This window comes from Rhizobium phaseoli, assembly GCF_001664385.1.
GTDB classification, from domain to species: domain Bacteria; phylum Pseudomonadota; class Alphaproteobacteria; order Rhizobiales; family Rhizobiaceae; genus Rhizobium; species Rhizobium phaseoli.
The window spans coordinates 2,122,251-2,135,245 of record NZ_CP013532.1; the positions used below are offsets into that span (position 1 = coordinate 2,122,251).

Below are 12,995 nucleotides of genomic sequence, written 5' to 3' on the forward strand. Positions count from 1 at the left end.
ATCTGATGGCAGGCGTTGCATATTTATGTCCGGCCGATTTCATTGCACTATTCTGTCATTATGGAAGCAGTTGCACTATGTTTGCTGGCGAACCAAACTTGATTTGTTGTTGAATTATTCAAGTTTTTTCAGTAATATTATCCCATAAAAAAGTAATATAAATGGGAGGATACTATGCCAGAAGCTCAGTTCGAGCCGGTTTTTCTTCGCCGTCAACATTTCGTCGCAGAGATCACGAATCTCGACGAAATCTTCGATTTTCTGGAGGAGTGGCCGCAGGACAAGCGAGGTCTGGCATATGACACGCTGCTGAAGGCGTGCAGGGATACGGCGAGCGGCCGGTTCCCGCTGAATGCGGCGAGGGAGAATTTCCGGCGGTTTTTGAAGATGTCGGGCGTGCTGGCGAAGGCCGAAGGCGCCGCGAAATTCGAGTTGCTGAACGATCGAACGATCGGCACGGCTTGATCTCACCCAGACAGGCGACGGATAAGGGCGCAGCCGCGGCCGCAACAAGGCGGGTTCGCGGCCACCGCGAGAAATCGGCGGCGCGCTTGTCATGGCGCGTGGCGACGCGCACCGGCCCGAATGGGGATCGATTTTCGGGCCGGTGCGCTAGCTCAACTAGCGCTAGCTCACGTAGCGTGCTGGCTGGCGTTGGCCCATTCGCATCGGAAGGCCAGCATCGGCTTGGAAAATCCCTTGAGACGGCGGCGTGTCGCGTGGGCGAAGAGGTCGCTCGCGCCATATTCCCGGAAAATATTCTCCGACACCAGGATCTGGTCGCTGGCGGCTGCCGCGCAGAGGCGGGCCGCCAGCTGCACGGTCGAGCCGAAGAGGTCGTTGCTGTCCTCGACCGGCTCGCCGCAATCGAGCCCGATGCGGATATGGATCGGCTGGGCGTTGTTGCCGCTATTGTAATGTTGGAATTCCTGCTGGATCGCCATGGCGCATTCGACGGCTGCCGTTGTCGCCGCGAACGCCGCCATGATGCCGTCGCCGGTGTGCTTGACTTCGCGGCCTGAATTTTTGCCGAGGCACCGCCGCACAATAGCGTCATGGGCCCGGACCAGCTCTGTCCCCATGCGGTCGCCGAGGCGCGCCGTCATCTCGGTCGAGCCGACGATATCGGTAAATAGGATCGCCCGGTGGCCGGGATCCATTTGCGGCGTGGATTGGCCGGGCGCGGGATCAGGGTCATTGATGCGGCCGAGAAAGGCCTCCACCGCCGACAGGGCCACCTCGACGATCTCATTGGCGACAAAGCCGTGCGCCTCGCGATGCACGCATTGGACGGCTGCCATATCGGGCGCGTCCACCAGGCAGAAGGCCGTCCCGCGCCGCTGGTCGAACCAGTAGGTGAGGAACTTGACGCCGTATTGATCCTGAATGTCGATATCCATGCGATGTGCTTGGGCGACCTCGGCGGGCGAGGTCCCTTCGAGAAAGTGCCGGTCCATGAAGATGGGCATCGCGCGTCCTCCCAGATCCGCCGCGTGCAAGAGACGGCATTGTACGATCAGGATGCGTTCCCGTCCACCTTTGGGACAATTAAACGCGCTCGTCGCGGTATGTTGCTTGCGAAGATCAGCGCGTTGCTGCATCCCCGCTAGAATATGCAAGAAAATGGCCAGTTTTAATGAATAGGCCCGGTGTGTTAGTCTGATATTTACCATAATCTGTCGTTTAATGACTGGTGGCAGGGTTTCCGGACCCCCTCGAGAGGTTTCAGGCGTTTCCTGTTCTCAAGCCTCGCTCGCCGGATCCTGGCTGGAGAGAAATGTCTGTCGTGGCCATGATGGCCAAGATCAAGAGGCCGCTGCCAACGGCACGCAAATTGCATGTTATCGATTAGCTCGCCGAAATTAGGAAAAGCTGTAGCAAAGTGAGACAGACGGCACATTTTCGACCGGTCGGCTTGGCCTCGATGGGGCTCGGGCATTATGCCGTTATTAACTCTGTGTGGGATGCCGCGCGCACGCTCCTCCATGACTGGCCGGTTGATGACGGCGAGGAATATCTCGAGGCCGTCAAAGCCTGCCTGGATGCGATCATCGGCGATCTGCCGCCGGATCATGTGCGGGCCGCCTTCGTCAGGGCTGCGCAGGAGGCGGGCATCGCCGTCATAGAAGCCGCCGACTGAACAGCGGCCACATCCCAATCTCCGTCCCTCCCGGTTCCAGGAGAAGGTCTCGTCACGCTTGACTTCCGCGGATTAGGGTCTAAATTAGAACAAAACAGGAACACTGGAGATGGTCATGACACATACGGAACAGGTGATCGCCAACGCCCTGGCCCTCGTCGAAGCCTCCCGCGCGGCCCGTGAACGGGATCAGCAGCGTCGCGCCGCCTGGCAGAAGAAGGTCGAACTCAGCCGGCCGCTGCCGCCTTTGCCGCGGCCGGTCCAGTTGCCGCTGGCGCTGAACTGATGCAACCGGCAAAGACATTCGGGCCCGATCCGGCCTGCTCCGATGCGGCTTGCCCCGATCCCGCATGGGAAGTGGAAGCCGTGCTTGCCTGGCATGACGACGATGCCAAGGCGGCGATCCGTTCGCTGCTCGACGACTGCAGGCATCTGCGCCGGCAGCTGGCACTGGCGGAAAGCGTGATGAGCCGCGGAATGGCCCGCGGCTGGACACCGCGATACGAACGCGATTCACTCTGAAATATGCCTGCGACGACGTCTGTTGCGATCGGCGCGACCGCGGCGGTCATGACGGTTGCTTCGCAACCGGGCCAAGGCCGGCAGTCGTGAGATAGGTCTCCAGCGCTGAAGCTTCATCGGATGCGACGATGGCGCCGATATAGCCGTCCGGACGCACGAGCACCCAGTCGCCGGGCGCTAGCGCATAGGCGTCGCGGAAATGCCCGCCTTCGTCGATGACATCGCCGCGCCGGCCGATCCTGTGGATCTGCAATCCCGGGCGTGGCGGCACGGCCGCTTGCTCCGGCTCATAACCGAGCAGCGTCCAGTGCGGACCCTTGATGAGGTCGAACAGACGCACCGGCTGGCCGGCCGCACCCTTGAGCGGCGCATCGGGCGCGCGGTCACCGGCCAGCAGGCCGCCGTTCCGCTCCGGCTTCTCCAGCGCAAGGGCGGAATCGGGGTAGCCGATATCGAGCTGATGGACCTCGCGGCCACGCCTGACGTCACCGCGTTTCAGCGCGTCGAGAAGTTTGGTCGCAAGACCGAGCATCGCCGCGGCGATCGGGCGGCGCTCTTCCTCATAGCTGTCGAGCAGCTGATCAGCGGCGCCGGCGGTGACCGCAGCCAGTTTCCATCCGAGATTATAGGCATCCTGGATGCTGGTATTGAGGCCCTGGCCGCCCGTTGGCGGATGGGTATGCGCGGCATCGCCGACGAGAAACACGCGGCCGAGCCGATAGCGATCGGCAAGCCGGGCGTTCATGTTGAAGGCCGATGCCCAGGAGACCGATTGCACGTGAATATCGTTGCGGCCGGAGCGCTCGCTCACCAGCGCCGTCAGGCCCGCAGCCGACAGGTCGATCTCGCCGTCGAGCGGGACCGGCCCCTGGATCTGGAACAGATTGGTACCCGCCAGCGGGCAAAGTGCCAGCTGGCGCTGCATGTCGCCTTCGCCGAAGCGGTGCCAGGCGTCGCGGTCCAGCCCGGTCAGGAGGACATCGGCGACGATGGCGCGCACGCCGAGCGTCTTGCCGGGAAAGCCGATATCGAGGGCGCGGCGCACCAGGCTGCGACCGCCATCCGCGCCGACCAGCCATCGCACGCGAATGGTCTCTTCCCCGGATTGGCCCTTGATCCGCGCCGTCACGCCCGCCTCGTCCTGTTCGAAGCCGGTGAGCTCGCATCCGAATTCCGGCCGGTGCCCCAGCTCGGTGAGGCGCTCGCGCATCACCCCCTCGGTGAGGAACTGCGGGACCATCAGCGGAAGGTGATAGGGTTCGGCAGGCGTCGGCTCCTCGCGCAGCATGGCGTCAGATTCAACGAAGCTTCCGTCGCCGCGATATTCCCGCTGCGGAGGATAGGCGCCGCCCCGCGCAACGATCCGGTCGAGGATGCCGAGATCCTCGAATATCTCCTGGCTTCGCGGCTGAATGCCCTTGCCGCGCGAGCCGCGGAACGGGTCAGTCGATTTCTCGATCAGGCGGAAGGATACACCCCGCCGCGCAAGCTCGATCGCCAGCGTCAGCCCGGCCGCACCGGCGCCTGATAACAGTACGTCGACTGTCGATTTTTCTGTCATCGCCATCTCCATATGTGTATTATGCACATAATAGGAGAATCGGCATGGCGTCAAGAAATAATGTGCAAAATACACATATATCCAGAAAGCTGCGCGAACTGCATGGCGCTTTGATCGAGATCGTCAGCGTCATGAACCGACCCCAGCGTGACAAGCAGATGGTCCGCGAGGCGGGAATTTCGCTCGATCGCGCCCTGTTTCCGCTGCTGGTCATGGTGGAGCGGCTGGGTCCGATCGGCGTGGTCGAACTCGCCGACCGCGCCGGGCGCGACTACACCACCGTCAGCCGCCAGGTCGCCAAGCTCGAAAGTCTTGATCTCATCGAGCGCCGCGGAAGCGCCGCCGACCGCCGCGTGCGCGAGGCGGTCATCAGTCCGAAAGGCGAGGCGATGACCGACCGCATCGACGCCGCACGCGAAAAGCTCGGCCGCGCAATCTTCGAAAGCTGGGACGAACACGACTTCAATGAACTGGTGCGGCTGATGCGCAAGTTCGCCAATGATATCAGCGGCGACATCGGCGGCAGCGCGACGAAGCCTCAGGAAGAGGGCGATTGACGGAGAGGGGGGCCTCCTTGCTTGCGTCGAAGCCATTGCGCCGAAGCGCTTGCGATGATCTTCTGGCGCCTCTTCCCGTCAACGGTTTCCGGTGATTCCCGATGTTCGATATTCTGTGGCGCGGCCTGGCGATCGGCGCCGGCGCAACCATCCTCATGGACCTCTGGGCGATCGTGCTCGCCAAGGTCTTCGGCCAGCCGCCGGCCAATTGGGCGCCGGCCGGCCGTTGGTTCTGGCATCTTCGCCGCGGCAAGGTCTTTCACGAGAACATTGCCGATGCCGAGCCCTATGAGCATGAACTCACCCTCGGCTGGATCAGCCACTACGCTGTCGGCATTCTTTATGGCGTGATCTTCGCGATCATCATGGGGCAGAGCTGGTTGGCCGCCCCGACATTCCTTCCCGCCTGGATCTTCGGCATCATCACCGTCGGGGCAGGGTGGTTCCTGCTGCAGCCCGGCCTCGGTCTCGGCTGGGCCGCTTCCAGACATCCGAAGCCGATGAAGGTTCGTTGCTTCAATTTGCTTGCGCATACGGTGTTTGCATTGGGGCTTTATGGGACGGCGTTGATCATTCGCTGAGATTGCGGCCTGCCCCTCACCCTAGCCCTCTCCCCGTAAAACGGGGAGAGGGGACGTGCCCTGCGCGACGTCAGTGAGGGACGGAGAGCTTGCGGCGTACCTCCTTCGCCCCGTTTACGGGGAGAAGGTGCCGGCAGACGGATGAGGGGCTGCATTCCCGCCAACCGAACCGCCCGATCTTACCGCGCCGCCCAATTCGCGCCGCGGCGGAAGATCGTCTTCATCTCGGGAACGTCGAACTCCTTGGCCTGATGGCCGAGCGAGGAATAGAACACCCGGCCCTTGCCATATTTCCGCTTCCAGACGACGGGCATGACGACGCCGTCGATCCAGTAGGCGTGCTCGCCGGTGAACTTGGTCGTCGCCAGAACCTCGTTCGAGGGGTCGACATGCATGTAATATTGCTCCGACGTATAGGGAAAATCGGAAATACCCTCCATCAGCGGATCGTCCGGCCGGGTGATGTTGACGGTATAGTCGATGATGTTGCCGGGGTGGGCCACCCACTGGCCGCCAATGATGAACTGATAATCGACGGAGTCACGGAAGGCATCGCCCGCGCCGCCGTGATAACCGGCGATGCCGACGCCGCTCTCGATTGCGGCGGCGAGGTTCTTGACCTCTTCCTTCTCGATCTTCGACATCGTCATGATCGGCACGACGAGGCTGAGATCATGGACGGACGGGTCGGCGAGCGCCTCGGTGCCGTGTTCGAGATAGACCTTGAAACCGTCCTCCTCGAGCATGGCCTTGATGATTTCGGCGCATTCCTGCGGCTCATGGCCGCTCCAGCCGCCCCAGACGATCAGTGCTTCACGCATAGTCATTCCTCCTGAAATTATTTCGCCAGCCGTCCGTCGACGATGGATTGCGATAAGGGGGCAGGGCGCTCGACCGCCGTTGAGATCGCGACCGTCCGTCCGGTGGCAGACGCAGTGTGGAACGCTTCCATGACCTCCAGCACATGCAGCGCCAGATCGCCATTGGCGCGATGCGGCCGGTTGGAGCGGATCGCATGCGCCATGTCGGCGACGCCGAGCGAGCGATAATTGCCGTCGGCATAGGGTGATGTGAGTGGCTGATCCTCGAATTGGCCGCCCTTCCTGAGATATTCGACAGGGCCTTCGAATTTGTTGGGATCGGGCACGATAAGAGTGCCCTCGGTACCGTAGACCTCGAGCGGTACATGCTTGTGGCCGGCGACGTCGAAGCTCATGGCGATCTGGACGACGGCGCCATTGGCAAACGCCATCATGCCGGCGACATGGGTCGGCACATGCACGGGAATACGCTCACCATTGCGCGGCTCGCTTGATATCAGCCGTTCGGCCCGCGGCGTCGTCGCAAAGCCGGCCACTTGAGCGACCGGCCCGAGAAGATTGACGAGATCGGTGATGTAATAGGGCCCCATGTCCAGCATCGGCCCGCCGCCCACTTCGTAATAGAAGGCCGGGTTCGGATGCCAGCGCTCATGGCCCGGGCACATGAAGCTCGCCGAGCCGCCGACCGGCTGGCCGATGACGCCCTGGTCGATCAAGGCGCGGGCCGTCTGATGGCCGCCGCCGAGGAAAGTGTCGGGAGCCGCGCCGATGCGCAGATTGCGGGCGCGCGCTGCCTCGGCCAATTTTTTCCCTTCCGCCAAATTAATCCCGAGCGGCTTTTCCGAATAGGTGTGCTTGCCGGCGTCGAGCGCCTGTAACGCGACCGCGACATGGGCCTTCGGGATCGTCAGGTTGACGATGATCTCGACCTTAGGATCGGCGAAAAGCTCTTCGACTGTCCTGGCGGGAACGTTGAATTCGCGCGCCTTGGCCTCTGCTAGGTCCCGGTTGAGATCGGCGACGCCGCGAATGTCGAGAATGGGAAAGGATGCCATCGCCTTGAGATAGGCGCCCGAAATATTGCCGCATCCGATGATGCCGATACCGACTCTCTCCATGAATTCCTCCATTGATCTTGATTTGTGACGCCCGTCAGAGCGCCGGCCCGGTGGTGCTCCAGGGCGATTCGTAGAGTTCGTAGAGCGCCACCGCGGCCGCACCCTGCGCCCAGAAATCATCGCTCGAATCGTCGAAGACGAGTTCGCTCACCCCCCTCAGCGAGGGCGGAATGGCGAGCGCATAGGCGTCGCGCAGGCTGTTCAAAAAGGGTTCGCCGAGCGCCAGGCTCGATCCGACCAGGATGACGCGCGGCGGTGCAAACAGCGTGACGATATTGGCGATGGTCAAGCCCACCGCTTCGCCGGCGCGGATGGCGGCGCTGATCAGCCGGTCGTCGTCAGCCTTGATCAGCGCCTGGGCATGGGTCATGCCGCGGCCGAGCCGGATCGCTTCGGCAAAACGCCCGTCGGCCTGCTGTTCACCGAGGATGGCGCTTTCGCCGGCCTGGCTGAAGAGCCGCACGACGCCGTTCGGCCCCATGCCGAGCACAAGGTCGCCGAGATTGTGGCTGAGGCCGCCGGCGCCGCGAAACAGGCTGTTGCCGTGCAGCACGCCGAGACCCAGCGTCTGCTCCAATGAAATCAACACCATATCTTCCAGATCGCGGGCTTTGCCGAACCAGTGATGGCCAAGGGTGATGGCATGCGCGTCGCTTTCGACGATCGTCGGCGTCGACAGCCGCGTCGACATCTCGGCGGCGAAATCGACATTGGTGTCGCGAAAGATCGGGCTGCTTCTGATGTAGCCGGTGCGGTGCTCGATGACGCCGGGAAAGCCGAGGCAGACGCTGTCGACATCTTCGAGCGACAGTCCGGCATCGACGACGCAGCGCCGCACGCCGTCCTCGACGAGATCGGCGATCACGCCGATCGGCTGCCGGTCGATACGGATCGGCAAAGCGAGCTTCGACAGCACGTCGCCGCGGAAATTGGTGACGACGAAGACCATGCGGTTGGCGGCGATCTTGCCGCCGACGACGCGGGCGGCATCGGGATTGAGTTCCAGCGCCACGCGTGGTCGCCCACGCACCGCCTCGTTGCGGATATCGCCTTCGTGACGCGGCAGGATCAGCCCATCGTCGAGCAGCGAGGCGGTAATGGCAGAAACGGTCGTGGTGGAAAGCTCGGTCCGCTCGCTGATCTCGATGCGCGAGATCGGACCATGGCGCCGGACGGTATCGAGCACGTTCAAGCGGTTGATCGCGCGCATCAATTCTGGATCTGCAGTCTTCATGAAAATTAGCCGGCGGTCGTTTCGTTGGGCGGAAGCCTATATTTTTAACGGGTTACGAAATAAATAGCAGGCAATTCCGGGGGTGTGTCAAGCGCATTTGATAAAAATCCGGGTCTTCGGGTTGACATCGGACAAAAGCTCCGTTGAATTATTCCGTATTGGGGAAAAATTGTGAGGATAGGTCCTCTGGGAGGAAAATCATGAATTTCATGCTGAAGAACGCCACTTTCGGCGGCAGGCATTTCGTCTCTCTGGCGGCGGCAGCCGGCATGTTGTTGGCAGGAGCGGGCGCTGCCTCTGCGACGACGGTGGTCAAATGGCTGCATCTCGAGCTCGACCCGAAAAACGTTGCGGCTTGGGAGGACATCGTCAAGAAATACGAAGCCCAGCATCCCGACGTCGACATTCAGATGCAGTTCCTGGAAAACGAGGCCTTCAAGGCCAAGCTTCCCACGCTGCTGCAATCCGACGACGTGCCGGATTTCTTCTTCAGCTGGGGCGGCGGCGTGTTGAAGCAGCAGTCCGAGACCGGAGCGCTGCAGGATGTGACGGCAGCTCTCGATGCCGATGGCGGCAAGCTGCGCAAGGCCTATACCCCCGCTTCGGTCGATGGCCTGACCTTCGACGGCAAGACTTGGGCCGTTCCCTACAAAGTCGGTCTGGTCAGCTTCTTCTACAACAAGGCGCTGTTCGCAAAGGCGGGCGTCAAGGCCGAAGACATCAAGACCTGGACCGATTTTCTCGCAGCGGTGAAGAAGATCAAGGCGGCCGGCATCGTGCCGATTGCCGGCGGCGGCGGCGAGAAATGGCCGATCCATTTCTACTGGAGCTATCTCGTCATGCGCGAAGGCGGCCAGAAGGTCTTCGAAGCGGCCAAGAACGGTGAGGGCGAAGGTTTCCTCGATCCTGCCATCATCAAGGCGGGCGACGATCTCGCCGAACTCGGCAAGCTCGAGCCTTTTCAGCCCGGCTATCTCGGCGCCACCTGGCCGCAGACGCTCGGCGTTTTCGGTGACGGCAAGGCGGCGATGATCCTCGGTTTCGAAGCGACTGAGGCCAATCAGCGCAAGAATGCCGGAGACGGCAAGGGCCTCGCCCCCGACAATATCGGCCGCTTCGTCTTCCCGACGGTCGAGGGCGGCGCTGGCAAGCCGACCGACACGCTCGGGGGCCTGAACGGCTGGGCCGTCACCAAGAAGGCCTCCAAGGAAGCGATCGATTTCCTCGCTTTCCTGACCAATGCCGAGAACGAGCGGGCGATGGCCAAATCAGGCATGTTGCTTCCCGTTGCCGTCGGCGCCGATGACGGCGTCGTCAACCCGCTGCTGGCCGAATCCGCCAAACAGCTGGCCGGTTCGACCTGGCATCAGAACTTCTTCGACCAGGATCTCGGCGCGGCCGTCGGCCGTGTCGTCAACGACGTCTCGGTGGAAATCGTCTCCGGCCAGATGAATTCCAAGGATGGCGCCCAGATGATCCAGGACGCTTTCGAGCTGGAACAATAACCGGCGCCCGCAGAGCCTTCCGGCGCTCCCGAGCCAGTGGAGCGCCGGCATTGCTGCCGACGAACGAAAGCAGGATCATGGCCAATATTTCAGTCCCCACGATGACATCAGCCGCAAGGCCGGCAAGACGAGCCGCAAACCGGAAAAGTTCGGTCGCCCACGACCGGCTGACGGTGCTGTTGCTGTTTCTGCCGCCGGCGCTGCTGCTGTTCACGCTCTTCCTTATCATGCCGATGGGCGAGGCGGCCTGGTACAGCCTCTACAAATGGAACGGCTACGGCACGCCGACCGAGTTCATCGCGCTGCGCAATTTCCAGGTGCTGTTTCGCAATGCGGCCTTCACCCAGGCGCTCGTCAATAATGGCCTGATCATCGTCATCTCGATCTGCATCCAGGTGCCGCTCGCCATCTGGCTTGCGACCATGCTGGCTCACCGTATTCCGGGTGTCGTCGGCTACCGCCTGATTTTCTTCCTGCCCTATGTGCTGGCCGATGTTGCCGCCGGTCTGATCTGGCGTTTCGTCTATGACGGCGATTACGGCCTGTTTGCCGCCATTTCCAACTTCTTCGGCTTCGCCAATCCTTACGTGCTCGCCGATAAGGACGTGGCGATCTATGCCGTGCTCGGCGTCATCGTCTGGAAATATTTTGGCTTTCACATGATGCTGTTCATTGCCGGCTTGCAATCAGTCGACAAGAGCGTGCTCGAAGCGGCCGAAATCGACGGCGCCACCGGCTGGCAGAAATTCCGCTACGTCACGCTGCCGCTGCTCGGCTCGACCTTGCGCCTGTCGATTTTCTTTGCCGTCGTCGGCTCGCTGCAGCTCTTCGACATGATCATGCCGCTGACCGGCGGCGGCCCGTCCAACTCGACGCAGACAATGGTCACCTTTCTCTACACCTATGGCGTCATGCGCATGCAGGTGGGCTTGGGCAGCGCCGTCGGCGTGGTGCTCTTCATCATCTGCGTGACGCTCGCCTTCGGTTACAAAAGGATCTTCATGCGCCATGACTGATATGAGCTCTTCCATCCGCATGCGCACGTCGACCCGCATCTATCTTTATGTGTCGCTCAGCCTGATTGCCGCCACCGTGCTGATCCCGCTGCTGACGACGGCGCTCGGCGGCTTTAAGACGCTCGGCGATCTGCGCACCAACCCCTTCGGGCTGCCGACCGAGTGGCAGTGGGCGAACTATACCGACATTCTGTTCGGCGAACGTTATTGGCTGCAGATCGGCAATTCGCTGATCATTGCGGCGCTCACCGTGCTGCTGACGCTGATCGTCTCGTCAATGGCGGCCTTCGCCTTCGCCCATGTGCGCTTCTTCGGCTCGTCCTTCCTGCTCAATTATTTCCTGCTCGGCCTGATGTTTCCGGCAGCGACCGCGATCCTGCCGCTCTTCATCCGCATCCGCGATCTCGGGCTGTTGAATACCTATTGGGGCGTGGTGCTGCCGCAGGTGGCCTTCGGCCTCGGCATGAGCATCCTGTTGTTCCGGAACTATTTCCGCAACCTTCCGGAAGAATTGTTTCAGGCGGCCTTTGTCGATGGCTGCGGTTATCTCAGGTTCTTCTGGCACGTCTCGCTGCCGCTGTCCCGGCCGATCGTCGCTACCGTCAGCATCATCTCCTTCGTCGGCAGCTGGAACAGCTACATCCTGCCGCTGATCATGCTGAACTCGGAATCGAAATATCCCTGGCCGCTCGGCATCATGGTCTATCGCGGCGAATACGGCACGGAATGGCAATTGGTGCTGGCCTTCATCACGCTCACCATCCTGCCGACAATCATCGTCTTTTTCGTCGCCCAGCGGCACATCATCGCCGGCCTGACCGCCGGCGCCGTCAAGTCCTGAGCCGAACTCCTGGAGCTGCAATCATGGCATCCGTTTCACTACACGATGTAACCAAGGCCTATGGCGCCGTCGACGTCATTCACGGCATCTCGCTTCATATCGAGGATGGCGAATTCGTCGCCCTCGTCGGGCCATCCGGCTGCGGAAAATCGACGCTGCTGCGGATGATCGCCGGCCTCGAAGAGATCACCGACGGCGAGATCGCCATCGGCGGCAATGTCGTCAACGGCATGACGCCGCGCGAGCGCAACATCGCCATGGTCTTCCAGTCCTATGCGCTCTATCCGCATATGACGGTCGCCGAAAACATGGGCTTCAACCTGAAACTCGCCGGTGTCGCCAAACCCCAGATCGAGGCCCGCGTTGCCGAGGCCGCCCGCATGCTGGATCTTGCCGCGCTGCTTGACCGCAAGCCGGCCCAGCTTTCCGGCGGCCAGCGCCAGCGCGTCGCCATGGGCCGCGCCGTCGTCCGCAACCCGGCCGTTTTCCTGTTCGATGAGCCGCTCTCCAACCTCGATGCGAAACTGCGCGTGCAGATGCGCTCGGAGATCAAGACGCTGCACCAGAAGGTGAAGACGACGTCGATCTATGTCACCCACGATCAGATCGAAGCGATGACGCTCGCCGACCGCATCGTCGTGCTCAATCAGGGCAGGGTGGAGCAGTCGGGCACGCCACTCGAACTTTACAAGAAGCCGGCCAACCTCTTCGTCGCCGCTTTCATAGGCTCGCCGGCGATGAACATGCTCGACGGCACGGTGGAGGGTCAAAACGGCGCGCCCGCTGCCCGCCTCGAAGACGGCACGGCGATCCGTCTCGCGCCCGACCGTCGGGTCAGGCCCGGCCAGGCCGTCACCATCGGCCTGCGCCCCGAACATCTCGTTCCCGGCCTGTCAGCCGGAACGCCGCTTGCCGGCCGCACCATGCTGGTGGAACCCACCGGCGCCCAGACCCATGTGGTCTTCGACCTCGCCGGCCAGCAGGTCACCGCCATCGTCGATGGCGAATACCCAGCCCGCTACGGCGCCGTGTTCGAGGCAAGCATTGCCAGCGACCAGGTGCATGTCTTCGACCGCGGGAGCGGGGTGGCGCTGTAAGC

At 62.1% G+C, this 12,995-nt stretch carries 15 protein-coding genes; 10 read left to right on the top strand and 5 right to left on the bottom strand.

Going from position 1 to position 12,995, the window contains the following annotated elements; all coding sequences use genetic code 11:
• The first annotated feature begins 174 nt into the window (after positions 1-174).
• Positions 175-465 carry a DUF982 domain-containing protein gene (locus tag AMC88_RS10370; RefSeq protein WP_037138732.1) on the top strand — a complete coding sequence of 97 codons (291 nt, stop codon included), beginning with the start codon at positions 175-177 and terminating at the stop codon, positions 463-465.
• A gap of 167 nt (positions 466-632) precedes the next feature.
• Here the strand turns inward: AMC88_RS10370 and AMC88_RS10375 are convergent, their stop codons facing one another.
• A complete protein-coding gene (locus AMC88_RS10375; protein WP_064829953.1) occupies positions 633-1,469 on the bottom strand; it encodes a nickel-binding protein in 837 nt (278 codons plus the stop codon).
• Positions 1,470-1,882: 413 nt separating this feature from the next.
• Here AMC88_RS10375 and AMC88_RS10380 point away from each other — a divergent pair, with 413 nt between their 5' ends.
• From AMC88_RS10380 to AMC88_RS10385, 3 genes are all read left to right on the top strand, one after another.
• The gene (locus AMC88_RS10380) at positions 1,883-2,140 is read left to right on the top strand and encodes a DUF982 domain-containing protein (protein WP_012483739.1); all 258 of its coding nucleotides are present in this window, start codon (positions 1,883-1,885) and stop codon (positions 2,138-2,140) included.
• A gap of 115 nt (positions 2,141-2,255) precedes the next feature.
• Positions 2,256-2,426: a hypothetical protein gene (locus AMC88_RS33055; RefSeq protein WP_164517744.1), complete on the top strand. Its 171-nt coding sequence runs from the start codon at positions 2,256-2,258 to the stop codon at positions 2,424-2,426.
• Positions 2,426-2,662: a hypothetical protein gene (locus AMC88_RS10385; protein ID WP_064825228.1), complete on the top strand. Its 237-nt coding sequence runs from the start codon at positions 2,426-2,428 to the stop codon at positions 2,660-2,662. The genes AMC88_RS33055 and AMC88_RS10385 overlap by 1 nt, the downstream gene beginning before the upstream one ends.
• Before the next feature lie 46 nt (positions 2,663-2,708).
• Here the strand turns inward: AMC88_RS10385 and AMC88_RS10390 are convergent, their stop codons facing one another.
• Positions 2,709-4,223 (bottom strand): FAD-dependent oxidoreductase, encoded by a 1,515-nt coding sequence (locus tag AMC88_RS10390; protein ID WP_064825229.1) that lies wholly within the window; start codon positions 4,221-4,223, stop codon positions 2,709-2,711.
• 44 nt (positions 4,224-4,267) lie between these two features.
• Between AMC88_RS10390 and AMC88_RS10395 the strand changes: the two genes are divergently transcribed.
• Positions 4,268-4,780 (top strand): MarR family winged helix-turn-helix transcriptional regulator, encoded by a 513-nt coding sequence (locus tag AMC88_RS10395; RefSeq protein ID WP_064829954.1) that lies wholly within the window; start codon positions 4,268-4,270, stop codon positions 4,778-4,780.
• 101 nt (positions 4,781-4,881) lie between these two features.
• Positions 4,882-5,361: a DUF2938 domain-containing protein gene (locus AMC88_RS10400; RefSeq protein WP_010018898.1), complete on the top strand. Its 480-nt coding sequence runs from the start codon at positions 4,882-4,884 to the stop codon at positions 5,359-5,361.
• 179 nt (positions 5,362-5,540) lie between these two features.
• Here AMC88_RS10400 and AMC88_RS10405 read toward each other — a convergent pair whose 3' ends face one another.
• The 3 genes from AMC88_RS10405 to AMC88_RS10415 are packed head-to-tail and all read right to left on the bottom strand — an operon-like array spanning position 5,541 to position 8,534.
• Entirely contained in the window at positions 5,541-6,182 is a 642-nt protein-coding gene (locus AMC88_RS10405) for a ThuA domain-containing protein (protein ID WP_064825231.1), read from the bottom strand.
• 17 nt (positions 6,183-6,199) lie between these two features.
• Entirely contained in the window at positions 6,200-7,300 is a 1,101-nt protein-coding gene (locus AMC88_RS10410; protein ID WP_064825232.1) for a Gfo/Idh/MocA family protein, read from the bottom strand.
• 34 nt (positions 7,301-7,334) lie between these two features.
• Positions 7,335-8,534, bottom strand: a complete 1,200-nt coding sequence (locus tag AMC88_RS10415; RefSeq protein WP_012483744.1) for an ROK family transcriptional regulator — start codon at positions 8,532-8,534, stop codon at positions 7,335-7,337.
• A gap of 200 nt (positions 8,535-8,734) precedes the next feature.
• Here AMC88_RS10415 and AMC88_RS10420 point away from each other — a divergent pair, with 200 nt between their 5' ends.
• From AMC88_RS10420 to AMC88_RS10435, 4 genes are all read left to right on the top strand, one after another.
• Positions 8,735-10,039 (top strand): extracellular solute-binding protein, encoded by a 1,305-nt coding sequence (locus tag AMC88_RS10420; protein ID WP_064825233.1) that lies wholly within the window; start codon positions 8,735-8,737, stop codon positions 10,037-10,039.
• Positions 10,040-10,116: 77 nt separating this feature from the next.
• On the top strand, positions 10,117-11,055 hold the full coding sequence (locus AMC88_RS10425) for a carbohydrate ABC transporter permease (protein ID WP_064825843.1): 939 nt from the start codon (positions 10,117-10,119) through the stop codon (positions 11,053-11,055).
• Positions 11,048-11,896 (top strand): carbohydrate ABC transporter permease, encoded by an 849-nt coding sequence (locus AMC88_RS10430; RefSeq protein ID WP_064825234.1) that lies wholly within the window; start codon positions 11,048-11,050, stop codon positions 11,894-11,896. The genes AMC88_RS10425 and AMC88_RS10430 overlap by 8 nt, the downstream gene beginning before the upstream one ends.
• A gap of 23 nt (positions 11,897-11,919) precedes the next feature.
• On the top strand, positions 11,920-12,993 hold the full coding sequence (locus AMC88_RS10435; RefSeq protein ID WP_064825235.1) for an ABC transporter ATP-binding protein: 1,074 nt from the start codon (positions 11,920-11,922) through the stop codon (positions 12,991-12,993).
• Positions 12,994-12,995 lie beyond the last annotated feature (2 nt).